The sequence below is a fragment of the Mesorhizobium sp. M0898 genome (assembly GCF_040319695.1).
Taxonomy (GTDB): domain Bacteria; phylum Pseudomonadota; class Alphaproteobacteria; order Rhizobiales; family Rhizobiaceae; genus Mesorhizobium.
In genome coordinates this window covers 88780-115488 of sequence record NZ_JAMYOE010000016.1, presented here as the reverse complement: position 1 = coordinate 115488, position 26709 = coordinate 88780, and the positions used below count along the sequence as shown (strand labels likewise).

At 61.8% G+C, this 26709-nt stretch carries 27 protein-coding genes and 1 pseudogene; 12 read left to right on the top strand and 16 right to left on the bottom strand.

Translation table 11 applies throughout. From position 1 onward, the window contains the following. Positions 1 to 244: pseudogene (locus tag NKH90_RS18500) on the bottom strand (pseudouridine synthase); the annotation flags it as partial. A gap of 76 nt (positions 245 to 320) precedes the next feature. Here NKH90_RS18500 and NKH90_RS18495 point away from each other — a divergent pair. Next, on the top strand, positions 321 to 773 hold the full coding sequence (locus tag NKH90_RS18495; protein WP_352474534.1) for a nucleoside deaminase: 453 nt from the start codon (positions 321 to 323) through the stop codon (positions 771 to 773). Positions 774 to 843: 70 nt separating this feature from the next. Here the strand turns inward: NKH90_RS18495 and NKH90_RS18490 are convergent, their stop codons facing one another. Together NKH90_RS18490 and ileS are read right to left on the bottom strand one after the other, a co-directional pair. Further along, the gene (locus NKH90_RS18490; RefSeq protein ID WP_352453465.1) at positions 844 to 1524 is read right to left on the bottom strand and encodes a hypothetical protein; all 681 of its coding nucleotides are present in this window, start codon (positions 1522 to 1524) and stop codon (positions 844 to 846) included. A gap of 195 nt (positions 1525 to 1719) precedes the next feature. Next, complete coding sequence (ileS, locus tag NKH90_RS18485; RefSeq protein WP_352820305.1) at positions 1720 to 4710, bottom strand: isoleucine--tRNA ligase; 2991 nt, start codon at positions 4708 to 4710, stop codon at positions 1720 to 1722. 42 nt (positions 4711 to 4752) lie between these two features. On the opposite strand from ileS, the gene NKH90_RS18480 reads away from it, so the two are divergent. After that, positions 4753 to 4938 carry a hypothetical protein gene (locus NKH90_RS18480; RefSeq protein ID WP_352820303.1) on the top strand — a complete coding sequence of 62 codons (186 nt, stop codon included), beginning with the start codon at positions 4753 to 4755 and terminating at the stop codon, positions 4936 to 4938. Positions 4939 to 5008: 70 nt separating this feature from the next. Further along, entirely contained in the window at positions 5009 to 5224 is a 216-nt protein-coding gene (locus NKH90_RS18475; protein WP_352531066.1) for an antitoxin Xre/MbcA/ParS toxin-binding domain-containing protein, read from the top strand. A 35-nt stretch (positions 5225 to 5259) separates the two neighbouring features. Here NKH90_RS18475 and NKH90_RS18470 read toward each other — a convergent pair whose 3' ends face one another. Both NKH90_RS18470 and NKH90_RS18465 read right to left on the bottom strand, forming a co-directional pair. Continuing rightward, complete coding sequence (locus NKH90_RS18470) at positions 5260 to 6063, bottom strand: MipA/OmpV family protein (protein ID WP_352820301.1); 804 nt, start codon at positions 6061 to 6063, stop codon at positions 5260 to 5262. A 197-nt stretch (positions 6064 to 6260) separates the two neighbouring features. After that, complete coding sequence (locus NKH90_RS18465) at positions 6261 to 7166, bottom strand: alpha/beta hydrolase (RefSeq protein ID WP_352820299.1); 906 nt, start codon at positions 7164 to 7166, stop codon at positions 6261 to 6263. A gap of 342 nt (positions 7167 to 7508) precedes the next feature. On the opposite strand from NKH90_RS18465, the gene NKH90_RS18460 reads away from it, so the two are divergent. Continuing rightward, positions 7509 to 8063 carry an HdeD family acid-resistance protein gene (locus NKH90_RS18460; protein WP_352685523.1) on the top strand — a complete coding sequence of 185 codons (555 nt, stop codon included), beginning with the start codon at positions 7509 to 7511 and terminating at the stop codon, positions 8061 to 8063. 79 nt (positions 8064 to 8142) lie between these two features. Here NKH90_RS18460 and NKH90_RS18455 read toward each other — a convergent pair whose 3' ends face one another. Next, positions 8143 to 9126, bottom strand: coding sequence for a bifunctional riboflavin kinase/FAD synthetase (locus NKH90_RS18455; RefSeq protein WP_352541594.1), 984 nt, complete (start codon positions 9124 to 9126; stop codon positions 8143 to 8145). Between the two features lie 9 nt (positions 9127 to 9135). Further along, a complete protein-coding gene (locus NKH90_RS18450; RefSeq protein WP_352503369.1) occupies positions 9136 to 9996 on the bottom strand; it encodes a TIGR01459 family HAD-type hydrolase in 861 nt (286 codons plus the stop codon). 338 nt (positions 9997 to 10334) lie between these two features. Between NKH90_RS18450 and NKH90_RS18445 the strand changes: the two genes are divergently transcribed. Next, positions 10335 to 12302, top strand: coding sequence for a pilus assembly protein TadG-related protein (locus NKH90_RS18445; protein ID WP_502898859.1), 1968 nt, complete (start codon positions 10335 to 10337; stop codon positions 12300 to 12302). Between the two features lie 119 nt (positions 12303 to 12421). Next, a complete protein-coding gene (locus NKH90_RS18440; protein ID WP_352685524.1) occupies positions 12422 to 13054 on the top strand; it encodes a LysE family translocator in 633 nt (210 codons plus the stop codon). Between the two features lie 6 nt (positions 13055 to 13060). Here NKH90_RS18440 and NKH90_RS18435 read toward each other — a convergent pair whose 3' ends face one another. Further along, on the bottom strand, positions 13061 to 13885 hold the full coding sequence (locus NKH90_RS18435; protein ID WP_352503372.1) for a DUF2189 domain-containing protein: 825 nt from the start codon (positions 13883 to 13885) through the stop codon (positions 13061 to 13063). A gap of 133 nt (positions 13886 to 14018) precedes the next feature. Then, positions 14019 to 14768, bottom strand: a complete 750-nt coding sequence (locus tag NKH90_RS18430) for an SDR family oxidoreductase (RefSeq protein ID WP_352569766.1) — start codon at positions 14766 to 14768, stop codon at positions 14019 to 14021. A 110-nt stretch (positions 14769 to 14878) separates the two neighbouring features. Between NKH90_RS18430 and NKH90_RS18425 the strand changes: the two genes are divergently transcribed. Beyond that, a complete protein-coding gene (locus NKH90_RS18425) occupies positions 14879 to 15250 on the top strand; it encodes a winged helix-turn-helix transcriptional regulator (protein ID WP_352503373.1) in 372 nt (123 codons plus the stop codon). A 101-nt stretch (positions 15251 to 15351) separates the two neighbouring features. Here NKH90_RS18425 and NKH90_RS18420 read toward each other — a convergent pair whose 3' ends face one another. Next, entirely contained in the window at positions 15352 to 16056 is a 705-nt protein-coding gene (locus NKH90_RS18420) for a glutathione S-transferase family protein (protein WP_352503374.1), read from the bottom strand. A 108-nt stretch (positions 16057 to 16164) separates the two neighbouring features. On the opposite strand from NKH90_RS18420, the gene NKH90_RS18415 reads away from it, so the two are divergent. Further along, positions 16165 to 16530 carry a winged helix-turn-helix transcriptional regulator gene (locus tag NKH90_RS18415; protein ID WP_352474516.1) on the top strand — a complete coding sequence of 122 codons (366 nt, stop codon included), beginning with the start codon at positions 16165 to 16167 and terminating at the stop codon, positions 16528 to 16530. 276 nt (positions 16531 to 16806) lie between these two features. On the opposite strand, the gene NKH90_RS18410 is transcribed toward NKH90_RS18415, so the two are convergent. Next, a complete protein-coding gene (locus tag NKH90_RS18410; RefSeq protein WP_254817420.1) occupies positions 16807 to 17256 on the bottom strand; it encodes an SgcJ/EcaC family oxidoreductase in 450 nt (149 codons plus the stop codon). A gap of 62 nt (positions 17257 to 17318) precedes the next feature. On the opposite strand from NKH90_RS18410, the gene NKH90_RS18405 reads away from it, so the two are divergent. Both NKH90_RS18405 and NKH90_RS18400 read left to right on the top strand, forming a co-directional pair. Then, the gene (locus NKH90_RS18405) at positions 17319 to 17774 is read left to right on the top strand and encodes a MarR family winged helix-turn-helix transcriptional regulator (RefSeq protein WP_352453713.1); all 456 of its coding nucleotides are present in this window, start codon (positions 17319 to 17321) and stop codon (positions 17772 to 17774) included. 235 nt (positions 17775 to 18009) lie between these two features. Continuing rightward, on the top strand, positions 18010 to 18528 hold the full coding sequence (locus NKH90_RS18400) for a CAP domain-containing protein (protein ID WP_352503378.1): 519 nt from the start codon (positions 18010 to 18012) through the stop codon (positions 18526 to 18528). A 43-nt stretch (positions 18529 to 18571) separates the two neighbouring features. Here the strand turns inward: NKH90_RS18400 and NKH90_RS18395 are convergent, their stop codons facing one another. The 4 genes from NKH90_RS18395 to NKH90_RS18380 form a co-directional block, all read right to left on the bottom strand. Beyond that, on the bottom strand, positions 18572 to 21259 hold the full coding sequence (locus NKH90_RS18395; RefSeq protein ID WP_352820295.1) for an EAL domain-containing protein: 2688 nt from the start codon (positions 21257 to 21259) through the stop codon (positions 18572 to 18574). A gap of 173 nt (positions 21260 to 21432) precedes the next feature. Further along, positions 21433 to 22968 (bottom strand): DHA2 family efflux MFS transporter permease subunit, encoded by a 1536-nt coding sequence (locus tag NKH90_RS18390; protein ID WP_023674328.1) that lies wholly within the window; start codon positions 22966 to 22968, stop codon positions 21433 to 21435. 304 nt (positions 22969 to 23272) lie between these two features. Next, positions 23273 to 24451, bottom strand: coding sequence for an HlyD family secretion protein (locus NKH90_RS18385; protein ID WP_352820294.1), 1179 nt, complete (start codon positions 24449 to 24451; stop codon positions 23273 to 23275). After that, positions 24448 to 24927, bottom strand: coding sequence for a MarR family winged helix-turn-helix transcriptional regulator (locus NKH90_RS18380; RefSeq protein ID WP_352474535.1), 480 nt, complete (start codon positions 24925 to 24927; stop codon positions 24448 to 24450). Before NKH90_RS18380 ends, NKH90_RS18385 begins: the two co-directional genes overlap by 4 nt. Before the next feature lie 135 nt (positions 24928 to 25062). On the opposite strand from NKH90_RS18380, the gene NKH90_RS18375 reads away from it, so the two are divergent. Both NKH90_RS18375 and NKH90_RS18370 read left to right on the top strand, forming a co-directional pair. After that, on the top strand, positions 25063 to 25494 hold the full coding sequence (locus NKH90_RS18375) for a hypothetical protein (RefSeq protein ID WP_352474506.1): 432 nt from the start codon (positions 25063 to 25065) through the stop codon (positions 25492 to 25494). Beyond that, positions 25463 to 25708, top strand: a complete 246-nt coding sequence (locus tag NKH90_RS18370; protein ID WP_352474504.1) for a BBE domain-containing protein — start codon at positions 25463 to 25465, stop codon at positions 25706 to 25708. Before NKH90_RS18375 ends, NKH90_RS18370 begins: the two co-directional genes overlap by 32 nt. A 40-nt stretch (positions 25709 to 25748) precedes the next feature. Here the strand turns inward: NKH90_RS18370 and NKH90_RS18365 are convergent, their stop codons facing one another. Continuing rightward, a complete protein-coding gene (locus NKH90_RS18365) occupies positions 25749 to 26684 on the bottom strand; it encodes a bifunctional helix-turn-helix transcriptional regulator/GNAT family N-acetyltransferase (RefSeq protein ID WP_352820292.1) in 936 nt (311 codons plus the stop codon). Positions 26685 to 26709: the final 25 nt, after the last annotated feature.

Sequence of the window (26709 nt, the reverse complement as noted above, 5' to 3'; positions counted from 1 at the left end):
CCGAGCGCTGTTCATAAGGCTTGCCTTCCGGACGCGGCCCTTTGCTGAATGGCCGGTCGCCGCCTTTGAAGTCGCGCTTCGGCCGTTCGCCTTCGGTCGCCGCCGGCCGGTCGCCGCGCGGAGCGTAAGGTTTTTTGGCGCCGAAGGACGGCTTGCCGCCCTTGCCGGGAGCGCTATCGCGACCACGCGTCCCTGCCGGCTTCGGGCCGGCCTTGCGCGGGAATTTCTTGTTTTTGTCGTCCATGTGGCCTTTGCTCGTTTGCGCGGGTAGTAACAGGATCGCGCTCTAGTGGCGAGGAGATAATCGGAATGGAAACCGCGTGAAGCGGCAGGATTTCATGGCACTGGCGCTGAAAGAAGCCGAAGCCGCCGCCCAGCGTGGCGAGGTGCCGGTTGGCGCGGTCGTCGTCGGCGGCGATACGGTCGTTGCGAGTGCCGGCAACCGCACCCGCGAGTTTGCCGATCCCACCGCCCATGCCGAGATGCTGGCGATCCGCGAGGCCTGCCGCAAGCTTTCCAGCGAGCGGCTCAGCGGCCACGATCTCTATGTGACGCTGGAGCCGTGCGCCATGTGTGCCGGCGCCATCTCCTTCGCCAGGCTGCGCCGGCTTTATTTCGGCGCTGCCGACGAGAAGGGCGGCGCAGTGGTCAACGGCGTTCGCTTCTTCACGTCACCGACCTGCCACCATGTGCCCGACATCTATCCGGGCATGGCCGAGAACGCAGCAGCAGCATTGCTGAAGGACTTTTTTCGCGAGCGACGCGGAGCCTGATTTTCTGGTCCGGCAGACGGTCCATCCAAGTCAGCCAATCCAGGGCAAGAACGTCTCTGGCGCCGTCAGCCTACCAGGGCAGCCAGTCGAACATGCCGCCGCTCTTACTCTTGGCGGCCGCCTCCCTCTTGAGGCGGCGTTCCTTCTTGTACTCGTCCTCGCCGAGGTCACCCTGCGGCGCGGTGGCGGCGGCAGCGCGGTATTGCACCGGTGGCTCGCTCAGATATCTGCGGGTGGTCGGGTCGCCCTGTTTGCCTTCAGCCCGGCGGCGCATGATTTCCGCGGCGCGGCTCTTGTCCGAATCGGCCGGAGTCCAGGCTGGCGGGTGGCTCGAGCCCGACAGCTTCAGCGCGGCCTTGACCGACGCCGGATCCGTCTGCACGTCATCGATGACCTGCGCCTGGTAGGCCGGGTCGTCCTGATGCAGGGTGGCATCGGCGCGCAGGCGGGCACGGCGCTGCTCCGGCGATTCGGGCCATTCGGCACTCGCCGTCTCGATGCTTTCCTGCGGCGGCGGCAAGACTTCCTTCTGCCCCGGCCCTGGCTTCACCAGTGTGGGGCGCGGCTTGTAGTCGATACTATCCTTGCGCTTGGGTGCGAAGGAAAAAGCCCCGGTGAGGTCGCCGGCAAGCTGCGCGCCCGCGGTCTTGTCTGTCCCGTAAGTGGGCGAGCCCATGCAGCCGGACAAAGCGAGGCCCGATACGACAAGCGGCGCCAGCAGCGCAACGCGCGCGTAAGTTCTCTCGGTCATGCCAAAAAGTCCCACTGTAGACAGCCTCTCGATTGCCGCCGGCCAAAGAAAGGTCCGGTCCCCATCGCCTATGCTCTTCCGACGGAATTCCGGCGACAATTTGTCGTCCGGAGTTTCGCGTGTTTACCTCAACCACTCGTTAAGGGCAACGCGCGGGGGCCGATCGGCCGCCCGCCGTGGCATTTGTGCACCGCCTTAAAGACGGCTCAAAGCCTTCAGCTCATGCAGAACAGCGGCGTCACGGGCCGAAACATCCGGGAATTCCGGATCTGAGCCGACATCGGCGGTGTAGCGCCAGGAGCGCGCGCACTTCACCAGGCCACGGTCCTCCGCCTTCTCGACGACCACGGCGACGCCCTTGACGTCGTCGAGGGTAAAGCTGCCCGCCGACGCCTTGCCGTGCACGATTGCCAGATCGCTGGTGATCGCCATCTCGGCCATATCGACATCGGCGATCGCCGCTTCGAGCACGGCATCGTCGAGGGTAACGACCGGCACCGCTTCCAGCGAAGAGCCGATGACCTTCTGCGCGCGGGCAATTTCCAGCGCGCCGGTGACGACACGGCGAACCTGCCGAACCTTGCGCCACTTCTCCGCCAGCGCTTCGTTCCTCCAGTCCGCCGGGATTTCCGGGAACTGGTCGAGATGCACGGAGACCGCATCCGGATGACGGTCGAGCCAAGCCTCTTCCATGGTGAAGGGCAGCATCGGCGCCAACCATTTCACCAGGCAGTCGAAGAGATGGCGCACCACCTGCACTGAAGCCTTGCGCTTCACGCTGGAAGGCGCTTCGCAGTAAAGCGCGTCCTTGCGGATGTCGAAATAGAAGGCCGACAGCTCTACCACCATGAAGTCGAGCAGCGCGCGGGTGATGCGCTTGAATTCGAACGCGTCGTAGCCCGAGCGTACGACCTCATCGAGTTCAGCGAGCCGGTGCAGCATCAGCCGCTCCAGTTCAGGCATCTTATCCAGCGGCACCTCCTCGCCATCGTCGTGGGCGAGCGTGCCCAGCATCCAGCGGATGGTGTTGCGCAGCTTGCGGTAGGCGTCGATATTGGTCTGCAGCACGTTCTTGCCGAGCCGCTGGTCTTCCCAATAATCGGTCGTCACCACCCACAGCCGCAAGATGTCGGCGCCGGACTGCCTGATGACGTCCTGCGGCACGACGGTGTTGCCGAGCGACTTCGACATTTTCCGCCCCTCCTCATCCATGGTGAAGCCATGGGTGACGACGGTGTCGTAGGGCGCCCTGCCCCTGGTGCCGCAGCTTTCGAGCAGCGAGGAGTGGAACCAGCCGCGATGCTGATCGGAGCCTTCGAGATAGACGTCGGCCGGCCATTTCAGGTCGGGCCGGTCCTCAAGCGTGAAGGCATGCGTCGAGCCTGAATCGAACCAGACATCGAGGATGTCCATGACCTGCTGCCATTTCGAGGCATCGTGATTGCCGAGGAACCGCTCCTTGGCGCCGGCGGCGAACCAGGCGTCGGCGCCTTCTTTCTCGAAGGCGTCCATGATGCGCCGGTTGACTGCCTCGTCGCGCAGCACATTGCCGTCGGCATCGGCAAAGACGGCGATCGGCACACCCCAGGCGCGCTGGCGCGACAGCACCCAGTCGGGGCGCTCCTCGATCATGGCGCGGATGCGGTTCTGGCCGGCGGCGGGCACGAAGCGGGTATCGTCGATGGCTTTCAGGGCGCGGCTGCGCAGCGTCGTGCCGTCGCCAAGTTCCTTGTCCATATAGACGAACCATTGCGGCGTGTTGCGGAAGATGATCGGCTTCTTCGAGCGCCAGGAATGCGGATAGGAGTGCTTCAGGCGGCCGCGCGCGAACAGCGCGTTGCGCTTGATCAGCTCGTCGATGACAGCCTGGTTGGCGTTGCCCTTCTTGCCATTGTCGTCGATGACGCGCGCCGCTCCACCCTCGCGGTCCGGGCCAAAGCCCGGCGCGTCCTTTGTGAAGAAGCCGGCATCGTCGACGGTGAAGGGGATCGCGGTGTCGATGCCACGCTGGCGAAGATCAGAGGCAGCATCCATCCAGGCGTCGAAGTCTTCGCGGCCATGTCCCGGCGCGGTGTGGACGAAACCGGTGCCGGCATCGTCGGTGACGTGATCGCCGGCGAGCATCGGCACGGGGAAATCGTAGCCGCCACCCAGAGCTTTGAGGGGATGCGAAAGCGTAAGGTTTTCAAGCTCTTCGGCGCCAACGCTGCGAAGCCGATTCAGAGTGACCTTGGCCTTCGCGGCAGCGTCGTCCGCAAGCTTCTCGGCAAAGATCAGCTTTTCGCCGGGCTGAGGACCAAAGGCGTTCTCGGCCGCCGTAACCTCGTAGAGACCATAGTTGATGCGCGGCGAGTAGTTGACGGCGCGGTTGCCGGGGATCGTCCACGGCGTCGTCGTCCAGATGACGACGTTGGCATCAAGCAGATCGAGCGACGTCTGCGTCAGCTTGGGATCCAGGGCTGGCTGCCCATCCTCGATGTTGATGACCTGGCGAGCGAGGCTGACGACCGGAAACTTCGCCCAGATCGTGTCCGACTCATAGTCCTGGTATTCGACCTCCGCCTCGGCCAGCGCGGTGCGCTCGACCACGCTCCACATCACCGGCTTGGAGCCGCGATAGAGCTGGCCGGACATTGCGAATTTCAGCAGCTCGCCGGCGATCCGCGCCTCGGCATGGAAAGCCATCGTCGTATAGGGATTGTCGAAGTCGCCGACGACGCCGAGGCGCTGGAATTCGGAACCCTGCACCTTGATCCAGTGCGCCGCAAACTCGCGGCATTCCTGCCGGAACTCGTTGACCGGCACCTCGTCCTTGTTCTTGCCCTTGGCGCGGTACTGCTCCTCGATCTTCCATTCGATCGGCAGGCCGTGGCAATCCCAACCGGGTACATAGTTCGAGTCATAGCCGCGCATCTGGAACGAGCGGGTGATGACGTCCTTGAGGATCTTGTTCAGTGCGTGGCCGATATGGATGTTGCCATTGGCGTAGGGCGGGCCGTCGTGCAGCACGTATTTTTCGCGGCCGACTGCGTCTTCGCGCAACTTGCGGTAAAGGTCCATGTCCTGCCAGCGCTTGACCAGCAGCGGTTCCTTTTCCGGCAACCCGGCGCGCATCGGGAAATCCGTCTGCGGCAGGTAGAGCGTTTTGGAATAATCGATCGTCTCGGCGGTCTCGGTATCAGTCATTCGTCTGCCATATGCGTTGCCGGCGGCAAAAGAGCCCGGGCGTTGAACTATCATGATCTGGAAAAAGCGCGAGAGGCCGCGCGCAAGATTCCCGGCGGCTCCGGCGGCGGTCAGGCCGCCCGGAACACCGGGCCTGTAATTCGTGTCGCAGTCGCGAATGCGCTGATAAAGTGCGTCATGACCGGGCTTTTAAACGAGGCCGGCCCTATTGAAAAGCCCGAACTCTGATGCTTCCTCCTAAGAGCATGTACCAACTGCGGTTTACATTTCACAGTTAGCGCGCCGGAAGGAACGAAATGTGACTCTGACGATTACTGAGTCCGAACGCGCCCTGCGACTTCGTATTTCAACGATGGCGGATCGTGTTTTCGGCAACCATGAAAGGGCGCAGCGCTGGCTGCGTAAGCGAAGTCGGGTGCTCAACGAGGCGCCCATCAATCTCCTACAATCCGAAACAGGTGCGATGCTTGTGGAAGAGGAACTCAACCGCATCGCCTACGGCATAGTCGCCTGAGCCATGCGGCTGCGCGCAGTATATAACCTGCGACATCACATCGAGAAATCGAAGCGATAGGTCGTCGACATGCCGATCATGAACTGATCCCTGGAGCCGCGCTCCTTGACCAGGCTGGAATCGGCGGCCGGGCCCATCAGGCGGGAATATTCGCCGAACAGACTGGCCGTCATCGGCTCGGTCACCTTCCAGGTCACCGCGCCGCCCAGGCCCGCCGACTTCACCCCGCCGCCGGGATGATATTCGCTAAGTCCCGAGGCCAGGGACTCCTTGGCATCAACCCCGTAATAGGCCTCGAAATAGTCCGATGAGGCGAACGAAACGCGCGGTCCGGCCGAAATCCTGACGTCGGGCGTCACATCGTAAAAGGCGTCGGCGGCGATGTCGGCGACAAAACCGTTATGGGCGCGAATGCCGTGCCGCAATTCGGCGCGGGCACGCAGCCAATTCAAAGGATAGAATTCGAAGAAGCCGCCAGCCTCGCCGCCCCAGCGCACCGGGTCGAGACCCTTCAATTCGTCGGCGTCACCACCGTCGCGGGAAAACAGGAACTTGCCCGTCAGGCCGGCGCGGATGCCGCCATCGTCGATCAATGCCAATGAAATATTGTCGTTGCGCGAGGTGAAGCGCGCCGCGGGACCAGCCTTGCCGAGCGAGATGATCGGCGAGGCACTGAGCAGGTACTTCTTGCCGCCCTCGAAATTCGGAGCAACCATGCCGGTGGCACCGACGGTCAGGTACCAGTCTCCGGACAGCCAGCCGAAGGTGCCCTCGCCGGCCTTGGCAACGCCGCAGGTGCCGAGCATGAATGCGGCCAAGATCGTCGGGACAGACCGCATCGTTACTCCATACGTCGAACGCATTGGCGGATACACCAGCCTTGACTGAAGCCATGGCGCCAGTTCGGTAAAATTTGACTTAATATCCGCAACATTGGCCGCGTTGGCCGGCCTGTTCCGCGTTGCAGTCGATTGTTTGGCGCACCAAGATTCCAGATCAAGTGTTTGGAATACGATAGCAGTTGCCTCGGCAGGGGTTACAAACATTCGCGGACAAACATGCCTGCGCTGTGAAGAGCACGGCGACCGGCGCTCAACCCCGCATTCCAAACCGGCCAAGCGTGAATCATATGCGGCCAAATTTCGAGACCTACTTTGACGTCAGCCGCGCCAGCGGCTTCGGCGAGCCGAGTTGCGTCCGACAACAGCGTCTCGGCCGAACCGGCTTGTATCAGCATTGGGGGAAATCCGCTCAGATCGGCGAACAAGGGCGAGATCAGCGGATCGCGCCGACCAACGCCATTGGGAACATAGGCCGTTGCCAGTTCCTCCAAATACGCCCGGTGGATGATAGGGTCGATTGCGTCCTTGGTTGATAGTGTCGCGCCGGACATCGAAAGGTCCGTCCAGGGCGAAACCAGCCAAAGACATTGCGGCAACGGCTCGCCTGCCGTGCGCAATATACTGACCAGGCACAGAGTGAGGTTGCCGCCCGCACTGTCTCCGCCAACCACGATGCGATCCGACGCGATGCCTTGCCGCCTCAGAAAGCGCCATGCGGTGAGTGCGTCTTCATGTTGCGCAGGGAAAGGATGTTCCGGTGCGCGGCGATAGTCGATCGCGAGGGTGCGCATTCCCATTCCCCGACCTGCCTCGGTCACCATTCGACGATGACTTTTAAGAGAGCCGGAGCAGTAGCCACCACCGTGGAAAAACAGCAGAATCTTGTCCCTGTCACTCCCAGGCGCCAGCGACCACTCTCCCTCGAGGCCATCGAAAACCACATGCTCGCATCGGATGTCCTCCGCGACTGGCCACACCGAACCGACTTCGTCGAGCCGTGCCCGGCGTTCGTCCCAGCGGACCGTTCGAGGCTTTGAGGTCAACAACCTGCGGACGGCGTTGATCTCCGTCAGATCGAGGTGTTCGTCCGCATCGCTCATTTTGCTTCCCTAGCCTCATCAAGCGTAGAAAACGGCATATAGCAGCAGCACACGTCATCGTATAAAGGGCCAATGCCAGCACTGGGAATTTTCGTTACACTTGCGCCGCGGCGAATACACGGGACGACGGGTCGCCCGTAAACCCGCTTGTTATCTTTTAGCACTGGCTCACCCCCACATGATCGAATTATTCCATCTGGTATTTGGCCGCTTCGGGTCAAAAACGGAGGTCTAGCGGATCGCTCGGGAGTGTGGCGCTCACAGCCTGCTCGCTGGACGGGCAAGGCGATCGGCGCTACCTTCCGGAACAAAGAAGCTAGGCAACCTTGAGGGAAAAGGGCAATGACCGTGCACAGCGATGCCATGAAAGACGCCATTGGCCAGACGCGGGCGAAATGGGGGTGGTTCGTGGCGCTCGGGGTGCTGCTGCTTGTCTTCGGCGGCATCGCCTTCGGCAATCTGTTCATCGCAACCGTCGCCTCCGTCTTTGTCGTGGGCTGGCTGATGCTGATGGCCGGCATTGTCGAGATTATCCATGCCTTCGGCGTGAAGACATGGGGCCGTTTCTTCTATTGGCTGCTCAGCGGCCTCCTCTATGCCGTCGCCGGCTTCTTCGCCTTCGACAATCCGGTCCTCGCCTCGACGGTGCTGACCTTCCTCCTGGCGGTCGCACTGCTTGCCTCAGGCGTGCTCAGGGCCTGGGTCGGCTACAGCCACCGGCCGCAGCCCGGCTGGGGCTGGGTGGTAGCGGCCGGCGTCATCAGCGCGCTGGCGGGACTGGTCATCGCCATGGGCTGGCCGGTCAACAGCGTGTGGGTGCTGGGCCTGTTCCTGGCCGTCGACCTGATCTTCCAGGGTTGGAGCTTCATCGCCCTTGGCTTGGCGCTGAAGAGATAAATTCTGGTTGAGCATGATCTTAATCGGAAAACCGGTTCCCACTTTTTTGCTTCGCTGACCTTCGGTTCGGGACCATGCTCTAAAAAGCTATGGCCGCGTCCAGCCCGGAAAGCGGCCTGACGCCGGCGAGCAGTGCCTTCGCCTCGGCCTCGTCACGCTTCATCTGGGCGACCAGCGCGTCAAGCCCGTCGAACCTCACCTCCGAGCGCAGGTAGCCGAAGAAGGACACGGCACAAATCTCGCCGTAGAGGTCGCCGGAAAAGTCGAAGACGAAGGTCTCCAGCAATGGCGCGCCATTGTCGTCGACCGTCGGCCGGCGGCCGAAGCTGGCGACGCCATCGTGAAGCGAACCGTCGGCGCGGCGGAAGCGGACGGCATAAATCCCTTCCTTGAGGGTGGCTTCCGGCGAAAGCCTCATGTTTGCGGTCGGAAAGCCGAGTGTCCGGCCGAGCTGCTGGCCGCCGATCACCTCCGCCTCGACGGTGAAACGGTAGCCGAGCAAACCGGCGGCCTCGGCCACATTGCCCTCGCACAGCAGCGTGCGTATGCGGCTCGACGACACCACCTCGGCGCTTTCGTCGCGAAACGCATCCACCAGCGTGACGCCGAAGCCGTGGCGCTCGCCGGCAGCCATCAGATAGGCCGGGCCGCCCTGGCGGTCCTTGCCGAAATGGAAATCGAAGCCGGTGACGGCGTGGCTTATGCCGAGATTGCGCTCGAGCACGCCGGTGACGAAAGCCTCCGCCGACAAGGCGGCGAACTCGCGTGTGAACGGCTGCTCGACCAGCGCCGCAAAGCCCAGATGCGACAACAGCCGCGCCTTCATCGGCGGCGGCGTCAGCACGAACAACGGCATGTCCGGCCTGAACACCTTTCGCGGATGCGGTACGAAGGTCAGCACCAGGGCGGGTACGCCGCGACGCTCCGCTTCGGCGCGCGCGCGTTCGAGCACCGCCTGGTGGCCGCGGTGGACGCCGTCGAAATTGCCGATAGCCACCACGCCGCCGCGCAGATGGGCCGGCAGCGGTGCGGTTGCGGAAATGCGTTCGAACATGGCCGTCATGGCTTGAACCTATTGCAGCCTGGGAATCACCGCGACCGGCCTGTAGCCATATTTTTCCAGGAAGGCCGCGAGCCTGGCCGGATCCGGCTGCAGCGTCTCACCGTAATCACGGGCATGGATCCCGCCCGATACGTAGAGCACGTCGAAGCCATTGTCGGCCGCGCCCTTGATGTCGGTCATCATGCCGTCGCCGATGGCCAGAACTTGCGAACGCTCGACCGGGCGGCCGAGAATGACGGCGATCTCCTTCATGGCGACATCATAGACCGGCGCGTAGGGTTTGCCGGCGATCAGCGTGCGTCCGCCAAGCTGTGCGTATTCGCGGGCCAAAGCGCCCGCGCACCAGATCATGCGTTCGCCGCGCTCGACGACGATGTCGGGATTGGCGCAAATGAAGGGCAGGTTCCTGGCACGCAGCCGCAGCAGAAGATCGGCATAATCCTCCGGCTTCTCCACCTCGTCATCGAACAGGCCAGTGCAGACCACGCCGGATGCTTCGAACTCCTCGACGAGTTCGACGTCGAGGCCCTCATAGAGCGTGAAATCCCGATCGGCGCCTATGTGGAAGATCTTTCGCGGCCCTTCCGCGATCAGGTCGCGGGTAACGTCGCCGGACGTCACGACACGGTCGTAGGCGGCGGGAGGAACGCCGATGGCGTTCATCTGCGCCACCACGTCGGCGCTGCGACGCGGCGAATTGGTGATCAGCACGACAGGTATTTTCGCCGCGCGAGCAGCGATCAGCGCGGCAGCCGCCGCCGGGAAATGCCATTCGCCGTTGTGCACCACGCCCCAGACGTCGCACAGGATGGCTGAATAGGCTCCCGACAAGTCTGCGAGCGAACCGATGATGTCGGGCGAATCCGCCATGCCGTTGTCCCTGTACCATGATGCTTGCGAGCGCCGCGACCGACGGTCCGCCGCGACCGGTTGGGATTAACCGAAGCGCTTCACCCTGTCACCAGCTTTCATAGCGCCGCAAGATTGTCGCACGGGGACGCCGGCGAGGACGCGATGGTGAAAACTTTTCTTTTCCAGCGCCTTATCCCCTTTTTTAGAGGCTTTGCCGCGGGAAGCTCGGAGCAGCATTGCCGATTGCGGACGCGTGGTTAACAGGGATTGAAAACCCGTACCGGCCTTGAACGTATTTCAGCAATCGGAAATTTAAAAATGCGTGGCATCGTCCGGGAAAAATGGGGCGGGCGGGAATGCTGAAGGCAATAGTCGGAGAATTCCGACACGACAGACGTGGCAACTACTCGTTAATGACTGCAATCACCATTGTGCCGCTGATGGCCGGTCTGGCGCTCAGTGTCGACTACGGGGAGTTGCTGCGCCAAAAGCACGAAACGCTGAACGCCCTTGATGCGGCCGGCCTCGCCGCCGCCCAGCAGATCGTTGCCGGCGCCAGCGACGACGACGTCAAGGCCTACGCCAAGACATTTTTCGAAACCAATCTCGCACGTATCGACCCGGCGAATACAGCGCTGACCGTCACGCTGCCCAACAACAATGCCGGCGGCGGCACCCTGAAGCTCTGCGCCAGCCTCACCTTCCATCCCTATTTTCTACCGGCCGCCAGCCTGCTGATCGGCGGCACGGCAAGCGACACGACCTTCACCGAATGTTCGGAACTCCGCCTCAAGAACACCCTCGAAGTCGCGCTTGTGCTGGATAATTCCGGCTCGATGAGCGATCTCGGCTCCGGCACCGGCGAGAAGCGAATAAACCTGCTGAAGTCGGCCGCCAAGCAGCTTGTCGATACGCTGGCGCTTCAGGCGCAGCAGATGAAGCAGATTACCAAACCGGTGCAGTTTTCTCTCGTGCCGTTTGCGGCCTCGGTCAATGTCGGTCCTACCCACGACCAGGACGGCTGGATGGATCAGGACGGCATGTCCCCGATCCAGCACGAGGATTTCGACTGGACGACGATGAGTGCCGCCAACAATCCCGACAAATATGCCGAGAAGCTCAACGGCGTCTGGTACAAGCGCGGCACCGGCTGGGGCGAGACCAAGGACCAGCCGCTGACCCGTTTCAGCCTCTACGCCGACATGACGGTCGAATCGGGCCGCGAAGAGGTACCCAATTCGAAGCAATATGTCTGCGACACATACAAGAAGAACGGCACCTGCCAGTACGGCCATTGGAGCGCACCGGAATATATCTACACCACAAGCCGCTATGCGAGCTGGCAAGGTTGCGTCGAAGCACGGCCATATCCCTACAATGTCAGCGACACCACGCCCGATACAACCGCGCCGGCCACGCTTTTCGTGCCGATGTTCGCCCCGGATGAGGCTGGCACTCTGTGGCTCGATTTCAACCGTGACGGCATCAACGACGTCATCGGCACGTCCTACAATTACGGCAACAACTGGTGGGCCGATTGGCCCTATGTCGCCGGTCCTACCGCTTCCCAGCGCCAGTCTGACATGCGCAAATACTTCCTTGTAAAACCATACGGTTCGCAATCCGCAGCCGCAGGCGATGGGCCGAATTCCTCCTGCACCACCAACCCGATCACGCCGTTGAAGGACGTCAGCCAGGACGCAGAGAAGCAGGAGATCAAGGACGCCATCGACGCCATGGCGCCGAACGGCAACACCAACGTGCCGGAGGGCCTTGCCTGGGGCTGGCGAACTGTATCGAGCAACCCACCGTTCACCGATGGTCGGCCGAACAGCGAGAGGGGCAACGACAAGGTGGTCGTGGTGCTGACCGACGGAGCCAATACTTATAGTGCCGTCAGCGACGGCAGCTACGCCAACAACAGGTCGACCTACGCCGCCTACGGCTACACTGGGCTGACCTATCCGGGATCTGGAAGCGTAACCCGCCTGTTCATGAATACCAGCACCGATATCGGCAAGACCACCTATACCGGTGCCAACTACACGGCAGCACTCGACGAGCAGATGAAAACGCTCTGCGCCAATGCAAAGAATTCGAACATTCTGGTGATGACGGTGGCGCTCGACCTGTCGCCCACAGATGCCAGCGACAAGAAGGCAATCGATGCGCTGAAGGCGTGTTCGTCGGATTCGCGCTTCCGCAAGGATTCGGCCGACCCGAGCAAGCCGGCCAAGCTGTTCTGGAATGCGACGGGCGCGACGCTGTCGGACAATTTCAAGGAAATCGCCAACGAATTGTCGAACCTGCGCATCGTCGGCTGAAGGCGATGGGATTGGCGACTAAGGCAGGGGCCCCGGCGCACTGGCGCAAAGGCTCCTGCCCTCATGCCCTTGCGGGTGATGGAAGCATGTGGTGAGTGTCCTCATCCGGAGATGCGCTCTTGCCTGAACCCGCCAACCACCTTGCCTTTGCGCTGGTCTGCCTCGGCATGGTGCTGACGCCCGGCCCGAACATGATCTATCTGATCTCGCGCTCGCTGTCGCAAGGGCCGAAGGCCGGACTGATCTCGCTGGGCGGCGTGGCGCTCGGTTTTTTGTTCTACGTGCTGTCGGCGGCGTTCGGCATCACCGCGTTGCTGCTCGCCGTGCCCTTTGCCTATGATGTGCTGCGCCTTGCCGGCGCGCTCTATTTGCTGTGGCTCGCCTGGCAAGCGGTGAAGCCCGGCGGGCGCTCGCCCTTCCAGATCCGCGAACTGCCGAGAGACAGGCCGCGCAAGCTGTTCGCCATGGGCCTGATGACCAACCTGCTCAACCCGAAGGTGGCAGCGCTCTATCTGTCGCTGCTGCCGCAATTCATCAGCCCCGGCAAGGGCCACGTGCTGTCGCAGCTTCTGGTGCTCGGTGCCACACAGGTCGCGATCAGCCTGACCGTCAACGCCATCATCGCGGTGACGGCCGGCTCGATCGCCCTCTTCCTCGCCGGGCGGCCGCTATGGCTGGTGATCCAGCGCTGGATGATGGGCACGGTGCTGACCGCGCTGGCCGTCAAGATGGCAACCGACGCGCAACGCTGATCGGTCCTACATCGGCCGCCGGTCCGGCTGTGCCCGCTCCGGTTCGACCACCCTGCGGTAAAGATGCCAGGTCGCGTGGCCAAGGATGGGCATGACGACGGCAAGCCCGGCAAATAGCGGGATCGAGCCGATGACCAGCAGCACGGCGACCATCAGGCCCCACAGCGCCATCTGCAGCGGGTTTGTCAGAACTGCCCTTGCCGACGTCTCGATTGCCGAGACCGCGCCGACATCGCGGTCGAGCAGCAGCGGAAAGGCGACGACGGTCGTCGCCAGCACGATCGCGGCAAAGGCGAACCCGGCCAGGTTGCCGAGCAGGATCAGCGTCCAGCCCTTGCTGGTCGTCAGCACCTCGCGAATAAAGCCGACAATAGAGGCCGGAGGCTGATTGCCGTACAGGCTGGTATAGATCGATTGCGCGGTGAACAGCCAGAGCAGGAACAGTACCACCAGCATGATACCGATGACCGCAATCGCGGGCAGCGCCGGAGAGTGGCGCACGTCGAGCGCATGCCACCAGGATGTATCCATGCCGAACTCGCGCCGGCGGCTGATTTCGTAAAGGCCGATAGCGGCGAACGGACCGACCAAAGCGAAGCCGGACATCAGCGGATAGATGAGTTGGATGGCGTTCGAGCCCGACGTCCACTGCGTCAGGATCAGGCCGACCACCGGATAGATCAGGCACAGGAACACGTAGTGCGACGGCTTGGCCCAGAAATCCTCTACGCCGAGACGGAGCGCATCGAGCAGATCCTCGGTGCTGATGCGGCGCACCGTGGGCTGTACATGCATTCCACGTGCGTCCGCCATGACATGAAAGCCGGCCATAACTTTTCTCCCGTGGGTCGGGACGGCCGCCGCCAGGATGGCCGCCCGTAGCTGCCACTTCTCGTATAAGCACTATGGTAGTCGATTTAGGGGTGATTGTCGCCAAGTCGATGGTCACGATGGTAAATCCCGGTTATAGATTTCCGACGCCACCATCGACGAGCAGTTCCGTGCCAACGACGAAGCTCGACTCATCCGATGCTAGAAACACCGCCGCCTTGGCGAGTTCCCAGGGTTTGCCCATCCGGCCGATCGGCACTAGCGCGCGTATCTGATCGCCAAGCGCCTTCTCGTCCGCTTCGGGCAGACCCAGCTTGCCCAAGGCCGGCGTCTCGGTCGGCCCGGGGCTGAGGCCATTGACGCGAATACCGCGCTCGATCATCTCACCCGAGAGGGTGCGCGCCAACGACAGGAGGCCAGCCTTGCTGGCGGCGTAGGCGCTACTCTGGGGCAGGCCGATATGGGCACTGACCGAACCGCACAGGATGATCGATGACGGGTTGGAGAACATCGGCAACAGGGCTTGGATCAAAAAGAACGGCCCCTTGAGATTGGTCTGCATCAGACGGTCATAGACCACCTCGTCCCAATCCTGAAGGGGCTGATGCATCACATCGCCGGCGTTGATGTTCAGTATGTCGAGCCGAGGCCAGCACTGCGCGAGTTCGGCGGCAAGCGCACGCTGATCAGCGAGGTTGCCGGCATCATTCCTGATCACCTGCGCCGATCCGCCCAGCTCGCGCTGCGCAGCTTCCAGCCCGGACGGGCTCCTGCCGGTGATTGCCACCGTCGCACCCTCGGCCAGGAACTGGCGCGCGGTTTCGAGACCGATGCCACTGGTTGCCCCGGTAATGAGGGCATATTTGCCTTTCAAGCGACCCATGATTTGGCGACCCATGATTTGCCTTCCCAAAGACGATGAGAATGGCATTGTCGACACGATAGTATGCTTTGTATAGTAGGCACCGAATGGGTACTAAAGGAAATAATTTCATGGCGCAGGCAAAAGCCATCGAGGTAACGCCAGTCGAAGGCGGAAATGGCACTACCGATCGTTGCCCGATGATCGATTTCGTCAATCTGGTTTCGGGAAAATGGGCCATTCCCATTCTTTATCGCCTGATCGTCACCGGTTGTCCGATCCGCTTCGGCGAGCTCCAGAGGGCCGTCGCACCGATTACGCAAAAGGAGCTCACGCGGCAGCTGCGCCTGTTCGAACATCGCGGTCTGGTCTATCGGAGGGTCTATGCCGAGATGCCGCCGCGCGTGGAGTATGAGATAACGCCGCTGGGTAGAACCTTGCGTGGCACGCTGGATTCGCTGGCCGACTGGATGCGTGTCAACGCATCCCACCTGATCACCTGACTAATCGTGCACGGATTGTTTGCCCTGCCCGGCTAAAGCCACAGGCGGTCACCGCGCGGCACCACACTTTGGCGCCGCGCGGCTGAGATGCGTGACAAAAGCTAGGCAGCGAAACGATCGATCACTTCGGCCAGGGGGACATGGCCAAGACAGGCACCCGAACCCGCCGGCTTTTCGCCACCCTCGATGGCCTGCGCGTATCGCACGGCCGGATCGGCTTCGATGCGGCGGCGTAGCGCCGCCAGCCTGGGATAAGCGGCGCCGTCGACCGCCTGGTGGAACTCCGCCCAGCGCGCTACGCCGATCAGCGTGGTATCGGCAAGCGTCGGCCGGTCGCCGACCAGGAAATCCGTGTCGAGGATCATCGCCTCGAGCTGGTCATGGCGGTTGGTAACGACCTTGCGGCCGAAATCACGCAAGGTCGCCAGCAGCACCGGTTCGGCCGATTCCATTTCATAAGCCGCCCAGAGCGGGGTGAAAGCGGCGGTGAAACCGGTGTTCACGAAAGCCATCAGCTGATGCATCCGGTCGCCCTCCGGCGAGCGAGGATCGAAGCTGATACGGCGTTGCGTATCGCGGGCTTCGAGCCAGGCGGCAATCGCCATGGTCTCGGTGAGCACCCTGCCCTCGTCCGTGATCAACACCGGTGTTTCCTGACGACCGTTGATGCTGGCATAGGCGTCGTTCTTCATCTCAGTGAGCATATCGACGCGACACAGGCGGTAGGGTTGTCCGACGCGTTCAAATGCAGCGACAAGCCCCATCGAACTTCCCAGCGGGAAGCCGTAAAGGAGAATAGGTTCCATTTCTTTGTCTCTTCCATGATTTAGGGATTACGCTGCGCAGCGAAACTTGACCCTAAACGCTGGTCGCCCCATGTAAATTACGCACTATTCTGTAACCAGGTCCCCGCCATGAAAGATGTCGTCTCACGCTGCCCGATCGAGGAGACTATGCGTGTGCTCAGCGGTCGCTGGCCCACCTTGCTGCTCTACTACCTCAAGGACGGGACCAAGCGCTTCAGCGATTTGAGGCGTGACAACCCGACAGTTTCGCACCGCATTCTGGCGCTGGAACTGCGCAAGCTGGAGGAAGCCGGGATCGTGCGGCGAACGGCGCGTACCGGCTATCCGCTTCGCGTGGATTACGACCTCACGGAGCCCGGTCTCAAACTTGTGCCGCTCATCGACGCCCTGGGCGATTGGTGGGAAGATACCGAGGACGATCGGGCCGACCGGGCTACATCGACGCCGGAAACCAAACTCGTGGCGGCGGAATAGCCGACCGGCGATCACCGCCGCAAAGAACTGCCGGCGAGAGCCCAGAGCGCTCCAAGCCGTTCATACATTAGATTCCGCAAGACCAAGGCGGCCGGCTATGGGGCGCGCCATTGTGGCCAGCCAAACCGGGACAAGGCACCGCCATCCGGCACCAACTCCTGTAGCATAGCTCGCCAATCCTGATCACCTGATCCGCCGTTCGATCTCGTTGCCCGATCAGATCGGCTTGACCATGCTGGCTGGCTGTCGCTTTCGATCCTGACGTGAACGAAGAGCCTACTTATCCTCTTGAAGTTTCTCCTGAGACTTTGCCATTTGATCGTCCCCAAGTTCCATATTGTGCATCGTTGCAATCAACCATTCATCATGATCCCGCGTCGCCACTACGCTGATTAATCCGCGCCGACGCGGCCATTCGTTTCCCATCGGATCGAGCGCGCCAGTCATGGACCACCGCAGGTCGAGCGTGGCAACATCAGGGCGAACAAGCCTGTTCCGCACGCTTTCGGCGGATAGGTGGCTGTGCTTGAACATCTTCTCAAAAATTGGGGCATGGAACTGCTCGATCTTGTCACGTCCAGTCGCCTGCATCCCGAAGACGTTTGTAAATTCGGCATCTGCCGCGAATACGGCGGCAAAGGCGCGAGCATCGTGACGATTCCAAGCTTCGATCAGCCTGTGCGCGACACTTTCCACCCCTTCAGTTCGGACGTTGCCGGTAGCCATGCTGATCTCCTGTCATATAGTTCGGTTGCCATACTATATGGGCACCATATAAGTTTGAAAAGATGGATAATCAGCCCTACACGCAGTCTCTGCTTCTCTATGCTTATCAATCGTCGGCGAGCGCTTTGGTCCAGGTTCTCCGGGAGAGCGGCCATTCGGCAATCAAGCCCAAACACGGCGCTGTATTCGCCAACATCGACGCAGAAGGAACCCGACCCAGCGTCCTCGCAGAGCGTGCGGGCATTGGCAAAGCATCGATGGGTGAGTTGATCGATGAACTGGAGCGCCTCGGTTATGTTCGGCGTTCGCATGATCCGAACGACAGACGGGCCAAATTAATCGTTGCAACTGACGCGGCGCTTGCGGTGATCCGGACCGTCCACGATTTCAATCAGCGTCTCGAAGACCAATACCGAAGGCTGCTTGGTGCTCAGGCGTACGAATCGCTCCGGTCGTCACTGCAAGCGATATCCCCCAGCGAAAATTTGCAACCGAGGATACCTCGCCAGCGCTCGTGAAGCCGCAAAGGTAGGGCAAAAGAAACTCTCTGTCCGTGAAGGCCTGACTGGGTATCGAGCTCCTGGGAGTATCGAGCCCGAACAGCCGTCTGGGCGAATGCTGCCATCCGAGCAGGCCTGTTTCGATTGAGCGGTGAAATCAATCTGACACAGTACCATCGCGTCGAAACCATTCATCACGCATTTTCATCGCCCTGCCCGGCAAAAGCCATGATCGCGGTTATGCCAGCCGGGCATGACCGTTACGAAAATCGAAAATTATCAGGCCCAACCAAGCCTAAGCAGGCGCGTGCTGCTCAGAGCTGCCGGCCTTGGCGCCCTTGCCGGGCTCACCGCCTGCGCAACCGCCGTGCTGCCTACCGGTGAAAGCGCCGGTGTCTCTGCTTCCGCCGCCGGCACGCTGGCCGGCATCCGCGCTTCGGCGGGTCTGGGGCCGCTCGCCCCCGATGCCCGGCTCGAGCAGGCGGCGCTCCAGCAGGCCGGATATATGGCACGCGGCGGCCGAATGAATCACACCACCGGCTGGGGCAAGGACTTTGCCTCGCGCGTCAAAGACAATGGCATTGCCGGCGCTGCCGCCGAAAATATTGCCGAAGGCCGCTTCGACCAGCAGAAGCTGTTCGATATCTGGGTGCATTCGCCAGGCCACCGCCGCAACATGCTCGACCCGCGCTTCACCCGCTTCGGCCTCGCCTATGTGCGCGACGGCCGCGACAGCACGCTTCGCTACTGGTGCCTTGTGCTCGGCAGATAACTTCCACCATTTGGACGGCGGAAGCCTGCTGGCGACCGATCCGTCAGTCTTTGCGGCCGCCGCCGAGCAATTCCTCGATGTCCTGCGCACAAACCGGCCTGCTGAAATGATAGCCCTGCATTTCGTCGCAATTGTTCCTGCGCAGGAAAGCAACCTGATCATCTGTCTCAACGCCCTCGGCGATGACCCTCAGGTTGAGATTTTGCCCCAATGAAATCACCGCGCTGGCCACAGCCTGATCGTTCTCGTCGGCGGCGAGATCCTTGATGAAGGACTTGTCGATCTTTAGCCGCGCCACGGGAAAGGTCTTGAGTGCGCTGAGGCTGGAATAGCCGGTGCCGAAATCATCGATCGAGATCTGGACACCCAGGCTTTGCAGGGCGTTCATGGTGGCGACCGCCAGCTCGATATCCTGCATGATAAGGCTCTCGGTCACCTCCAGCTCGAGATACCTGGCCTCCAGGCCGCTGTCCTTCAGCGCGCTGACGATGCGATCGATCAGGTTGCGCTCCCTGAATTGCCGCGCCGACACATTCACGCAAACGGTCAAGGGCGGCAGCCCCGCGTCTTGCCAGGCTTTGTTCTGCCGGCACGCCTCATGCAGAACCCAGTCGCCGATCGGTACGATCAGACCTGTCTCCTCGGCGGTCGGGATGAACATCGTCGGCATTACCGTGCCAAGCGTTGGGTGGTTCCAGCGTATCAGCGCCTCGACCGCAAAAACCCGACCTGACCGAAGGTCCACCTGCGGTTGGTAGAGCAGCGTGAATTCCGAACGCGCCAAGGCGTTTCGCAACTCTTCCTGAAGCACGAATTTTTCATGCGCCCTGGTGTTGAACTCCGGAGCGTAAAACTGGAAATTATCGCGGCCGAACTCCTTGGCGCGATACATGGCCGCGTCGGCATTTGCCAGCAGCGTATCGGGATCCGTCCCATCCTTGGGATAGTTGGCAATGCCGATGCTGGCCGTCGCCCGCACAAGATGCGCTCCGAGCCGAACCGGTTCGGCGAGTGCAGCCCTGAGCTTTTGCAAGGTCTCGGAAACGAGATCGACGTTCGCCGGCTGGTCGAAAAGCACGACGACGAATTCGTCGCCGCCAAGCCGCACGACGGTATCGGTCGCCCGGACGCAGTCGACCATGCGACTTGCGACGGTCTTCAGAAGCTCGTCGCCGGCATTGTGGCCGAGCGTGTCGTTGACGAATTTGAAATTGTCCAGATCAATGAACACCACCGTCACCCAGCGATCGTATCGCTGGGCGTACAAGACCGCCTGTGAAAGCCGGTCCTCCAACAAGGCGCGATTGGGAAGCCCGGTCAGCACGTCATGATTGGCCATGAAGTGGATCCGGTCTTCGGCCTGTTTGCGTTCGATGGCGATCCCGGCGATGCGCGTGGTGAAATCGATGAGGCGAGTCTCGGCCTCGGTCGGTTCGCGCACCGTCATAGAATACATCGCAAAGACGCCGAGCACGGCGCCCTGATGCGACAGGATCGGTGTCGACCAGCATGAACGCAAACCGTGTGGCCGCGCGAGTTCGCGATAGTCCTGCCAAAGCGGATCCTGCATGATATCAGCGACAATCACCGGCTCGCGCCGATAGACTGCGGTACCGCAAGACCCTGCCCTTGGGCCTACCGCGGCGCCGTCGACGGCGTCGGTGTAGTCTCTCGCCAGGCTCGGCGCGGCGGCGTGGCGCAAGTGGCTGCCATCCTTGTCGAGCAGCAAGACCGAACCGAATATCCCCGCCAGTTGGGACTCGACCAGACGCATGAGCCGCTCGAGCACGTCTTCGAGGGGAGCGCTCTTTGCGATCATCTCGAGGATATGCGCCTGCCCGTCGCGAAGGATTTCGGCCTGCTTGCGCGCAGTGATGTCACGGGCAATGCCGACGAGGCCGAAAATGTTGTTCTGAACGTTGCGCAACGGCAGTTTCGTAGACAGGAACCATTTGCCGGTGCCTGACGCATCGACGACGAACTCCTCCTCGTCGATCATCGGTTGTCCGTCGCGCATCAGTTGCTGCTCGATGAGGCGAAATTTCTGCGCAAGATCCGGCGCGTGAAGGTCGAAGTCGCTCAGACCGATCATGTCGCTCGTGCTGTCTCGACCGCTGTCGGACGCAATGGCTCGGTTGGCGACGACGAAGCGGCTTTCGGTGTCCTTCACCCACATGTAGTCAGGCACCAGGTCGATGAGCGTCTGCAAGGAGATACGCTCGTCGACGACCAAGCGGTTGGCGCTGAGCTCGCTGATGTCCTCATGCGTGGCCACCCAGCCGCCGTCAGGCATCGGCTGATGGCAGACCTGAATTGTCCGGCCATCGGCGAGCTCGGCTGTCCAGTTCCCCGAAGCCGTGCCCGAATTGACTGCCCGGGCCAACGCCAGATAAGTGTCCGCATTCATTGCCGAGGTTCCGACAGCGACGCGCCGCTCGACGATTTCGCGCAGCGCCGCACCCGGCTGCAATTGCTCCGGGGCAAGGCGATAGATTTCCGCGTAGCGTCGATTGCACAGGATCAGCCGTTCACCGGCATCAAAGAAACAGATGCCTTGCGAGATGTTCTCTATCGCGGTCTGGAACCGCAGTGCCTGGTCCTGAAGTGCCGCAATCGTGGCGCGAAGCTCGCACTCGAGGGCCTCATATGAGGCAGTCGCCAGTTGTGCCAGCGTCGTCAAATTTGCGGATTCGGGCGCGTCGGCGGTTTGCCTGGATGATTTCGTGGCCAAACACAATTCCTCCCGCTGATGCTTGAGGCAAGCAAAGGAGGCTCGCCTTCAACCCAAAAGCGACTGCATATTGGTCCGGATATACTAATGGCAGGTGAACCTGGCTCAACGCCGACGCGACCGGCACGGCAACGGAAACCGTGGCCGGTCGCGGTTGCCGTAAGCCCCGAGGCTTAGTCCATATGCGCGGCAGGCGCCCCACCGGCGGGCGGCGCAGCCTTTGGCTTGCGCAGCAGGAAAACAAACGGGACAGCAAGCAGCGTCATCATCATCAGCAGCTTGAAGTCATTGACGTAGGAGATCATCATCGCCTGGATATTGACCATGCGATCCATCAGCGACAGCGCCGTCGGATCGCCGCCCGCCGCTGCCGGCGATGCCGCCCAGAGGTTGGGATTGAACGGATTGATATAGGCCGAGAGCTCGGCGTGGTTGATCTGCGTGTTGCGTACCAGCAGAACCGTCACCACCGATACGCCGATCGACGAGCCAAGATTGCGCACCAGGCTGAACAGCGCCGTTGCATCGGTGCGGAAACGTGCGTCGAGCGTGGCGAAAGCCACGGTGGACAGCGGCACGAACACCATTCCCATTCCAAGGCCCTGGATGACGCCGGAGCTGAGGATAAGCCAGTTGTCCATCTGCGGCGAAAAGCTCGACATCGTATAGAGCGATTGCGCGGTCAGCAGGAAGCCGATGACGACGAGGATCCTGGCATCGATCCTGTGCATGATCCGCCCGACGAACAGCATCGCGATCATCGTGCCGACACCGCGCGGCCCCAGGACGACGCCGATGGTGAGGGTCGGATAGCCGAAGATGGTCGATAGCATTGGCGGCAGCAGCGACATGCTCGCCAGGATGAGCACGCCCATGACAAAGATGAACGCCAGCCCGGTGACGAAATTGCGATCGAGGAAGATCTTGGGGTCGATAAAGGGGTGCTCCGCCGTCAACGTATGTATGGTGAATACCCAGAAGCCGGTGATGGAAAGACCAAGCTCGATCCATATCTCGATCGAGGAAAACCAGTCGACCTCGCCGCCGCGATCGAGCATCAGCTGCAGCGCGCCGACACCGAGCGAGAGCATGGTGAAGCCGAAGAAATCGAAGCTGCGCACCCGCCGGGCGACGCTGGGAAGATATGCCGCCATGCCGAGGAAGGCGATGATGCCGACCGGCAGGTTGATGAAGAACACCCAGCGCCAGTTGAAATTCTCAGTCAGCCAGCCACCCAGCGTCGGGCCAAGGATCGGTCCCAGCATGATGCCGGCGCCCCAGATGGCCATGGCCTGGCCGTGGCGTTCCCTGGGGTTGATGTCGAGCAGGAAGGTCTGCGACAGCGGCACGATGGCCGCACCGAACACGCCTTGCATGAGCCGGAACAAAACGATGGTCTCAAGGCTCCAGGCGATGCCGCACAGCATTGAAAAGACGGTGAAACCGACCACGGCCGTCAGGAACAGCTCCTTGCGACCGAAGCGGTCGGCCAGCCAACCGGTCACCGGCGTCATGATCGCCGCGGCAACGATGTAGGAGGTCAACACCCAGTTGATGTTGTCGGGGGAGGCGCCGAGATCGCCGGTCATGGTCGGCAGCGCAACGTTGGCGATCGTCGTGTCGAGCGCCTGCATGATCGTCGCAAGCATGAGCGCAACTGTGATCAAGCCGCGGTGCGGTACTTCGCGAAAGGGTTCTGGGCTGCTCATGACGTAAAACTTCCAGCAGGTAACAAAAACGTGTACATTAGGTTTCCGGACGGCGAGGCCCCGCTGTAGAGAGACCCTCATCGCGGTGGGACGCGAGCATCGATGTGGGGGTTACATCGACTGAGCGTCTCGATAAAGCGGGCGCCTGCCGCCCGGAAACCTGAGGACCGAAGATCCTGCGCGGCGTTGTCTGCTCAGGCAGGCTACAGCGCAGCCCGTCCACGCATTCAACTTTTCCCGCGCCTCCCTCGGACCAATCCTGCATCCATCTCGCTGTTTGCTATGCGGCCGCTACCAGGCCTCTTTACCTGGCCTCGCCTGCCGTGGCGCGGCGGAAAATGCTCGGCAGCCCGCGGGAAACGCCGGTGTCCACCGTGACGGTCGCGCTCATGCCGGTGCGCAGCGCCGCCTTGGCGTCGGCATCGGTCAATTCCAGGCGGACCGGAATGCGCTGCGTGACCTTGACCCAGTTGCCGGTAGCGTTCTGCGCGGGCAGCAGCGAGAACTCGGCGCCGGTGCCGGCGCCGATCGCCTTGACGGTGGCTTCGAACGTCTTGCCCGGATAAGTATCGACCATGATTTCGGCCTTCTGGCCGGGTTTCATGTTGGTGAGCTGGGTTTCCTTGAAATTGGCGTCGACCCAGGTGTCGCCGGTCTCGACCAGCGAAAACAGCGGCGTGCCCGAACCGACATACTGGCCGACCTTGAACGAAGCGGCCTGGCTGATGATGCCGTCGGCGGGTGCCTTGACCGTGGTCTGGACCAGATCGTAGGCCGCCTTGTCGCGTGCGGCGAGCGCCGCCATTACCGTTGGATGCTTGTCGGTCTCGATGTCGGGATTGCCGCCAAGTGCCGCCTTGGCGCTGACGATCCCTTGCTGGGCCACGGCCAGCTGCTGCTTCGCCTTGTCGAGGTCGTTCTTGGCTTCGTCCAGAGACGACTTGGCGTTGATGCCCTTGCGGGCAAGGTCGGCGGCGCGGTCATATTGCGACTGCGCGTACTGGACCTGGCTTTCGTCGGACTTCTCCTGCGCCAGCGCCTGGCTGTAGGCCGCACGCAACTGCTCGACATTGAGCCGTGCGCCGGCCACCGCCGCGTCGGCCTGGGCCAATGCGATCCGGTAGGGCTCGGGATCGATAGCGAACAACACGTCGCCCTGCTTGACAGACTGGTTGTCGAAAATGTCGACCTGAACGATGCGGCCCGCCGTATCGGCGGCTATCGACACCTTGGCCTGCTGCAGATTGGCGTTCTCGGTCTCCTGATAGCGGCCGCCGGTCACCCAGACATAGCTGCCGCCGGCGATCAACGCAGCGGGCAGCACAAACATCAAAAGGAAGCGGCCGGCACGGCGCTTCTGCTTCGGCGCCACCGGCGCCGGAGCTATCTGCGGAGCGACCGTTACCGGAGCTGCCGCCGGCTTCGCGGGAGCTTCCATCTCCAGCTTGGCCGCATTCTCATCTAGTTTGGCTACCGCGTTCATGCTGCTGTGCCTTCCGTATTCTTCACTTTTTCCGAGGGCGGCGCCTCACCATCTGCAAGATTCTGCACCATTGTCTCCAGCGCCCTGACCAGGACGCGGCGATCTTCCGGCGAAACGCCAACGAGCGATTCCTCATAGACCTCGCCGGCAAGGCTCTTGACGTGGGTGTAAGCCGCGTTTGCCTTGGCGGTCGGGAAAATCATGCGCACTCGCCTGTCGGTTGCGTCGGGACGGCGCTCGATCCAGCCGCCCTCCTCCATGCGATCGACAAGACGCGAGACGCTGATCGGCTCGATCTCAAGAAGCTCGGCAAGCCGCGCCTGCGCGACACCCGCCTCCTTGGCGACACGTACCAGAAGCCGCCATTGCGCTGAAGAAAGGCCGAAACCACTGGCGCGCGCCTCGAAGCGCTTGCGCATCAGGCGCTGCACGTCGTGGATCAAAAAGCCTAATCTGTCGATGCCGTCGGAAACCATGAGCGACATATATAATAAGCGTGCTCATAATTCAAGGAGCCGGATTGTGCCAGAAGCCGGCGAGTGTGCATGGCAGTTGGTGCAGGGCGATCGTAGTTAGCAATTTATTACGCCGGGCGCTTGTAACGCGAAGCGATGCGGTTCTCGAGCGGCGCCCCGGATGAGCTGAGCCTGGATGCAGCGCTTGTGACGGCGCCCTCGGGCGAACGCTTCTTCAGCATATCGGCGTGCTACATCGGCCCACTCGACGAAGGCCAACAAATCATTCAACCTCTGAGAGAGTATGGCACGCCAGTTGAGCGCCGGATTGCTCCTGTCCCCTATCTTCAAATCCAATCGGCCGGGGACAGCCTCTTTCCGCGCGGGCGGCGCTACTACTGGAAGGCGCAGTTCATGCGCGAAATCACAGATCAGGCGATCGATACCATGCTTGCGGCTTACATGACTGCACCCAGCGAATCGCTTCTGGTCCTGCAGCAGGTTGGCGGCGCCATCTCGCGAGTACCGATGGACGGAACGCCCTACGCCAATCGGGATGCGCTTTACGATCTGGGACTACCCGTCTGACGACGAAACGCACATCCGATGGGCGCGCGACCTGTGGGATGCAATGAGACCGTTCTCGACCGGCGGCGTCTATGCGAATAATCTCGGCGAAGAAGGCACTGATCGGGTTCTGGCGGCTTACGGCGAGAATTATCCGAGGTTGGCCGCACTAAAGAACAAGTATGATCCCACCAATTTCTTTCGCTTGAACCAAAACATTAAGCCTGCGACCTGAGCGACCGCCCCAGGCCGATGCTCGAAATTCTGCGGCGCTGCTACAGCTCCAAATTCCAGTTCTGGCCGACCAGATCCTTGCCGAAGGAATGGTGGCGCTCCTCGTTGGTCAATTTAAAGCCCGCAGCCTCATAGATGTGGCGAGCGGCGGCGAGCACGCCGTTGGTCCACAGCGTCAGTGTCGTGTAACCCGTGGCGCGGCAAAAGCCGATACATTCCTCGACCAGCCGCTTGCCGATGCCGAGGCCGCGCGCCGACGGCTCGACATAGAGCAGGCGCAACTTCGCCACCGCGTCCGACTGGCGCACGACGAAGACCGAGCCGACGACCTCGCCTTGCCGCTCGGCGATCCAGCTGCGTTCCCATTTCGGATCGAAGGATTTGACGAATGCGCCGAGGATTTCGGCGACCAGCGCTTCATAGGTTTCGTCCCAGCCATATTCCTGCGCGTAGAGCAGGCCCTGGCGATGGATAATCCAGCCGATGTCGCCGATTTGCAGAGGCCGCAGCATATAGGGAATTTTGGGCTCGGTGCTTCCGCCCAGCAGACGCTGCACCGTCTGCATGGCCCTGACCAGCCTGTCCTGTTCGGGAACTGGAAGCCGGTCGAGCAATGCCGCGACCTGGTCGTGCGAACCCTGGTTCAGCGGCGCGAAGGCCTGCCGCCCGGCCTTGGTCAGCGCGATCGTCGAACGCCGTGCATCCGTCTCGATCGTGGCGCGCTCGACCAGATCACGCTCCTCGAACTTCTTCAGCAGCCGGCTGAGATAACCGGCATCGAGGCCGAGATCGCGCCCAAGGTCGGTGGCGGTCAGGCCATCGCGATGCGCCAGCTCATAGAGCACTCCCGCCTCGGTCAGCGAGAAGGTGCTTTTCAGCAGCCCTTCGTCGAGCAGCCCGATCTGGCGGGTGTAGAAGCGGTTGAAGGCCCGCACCGCGTCGATCCGCTCCTTGCCTGGGTGATGATGAATGGTCATGGCATCCTCCTCCCGGCAAGATCAG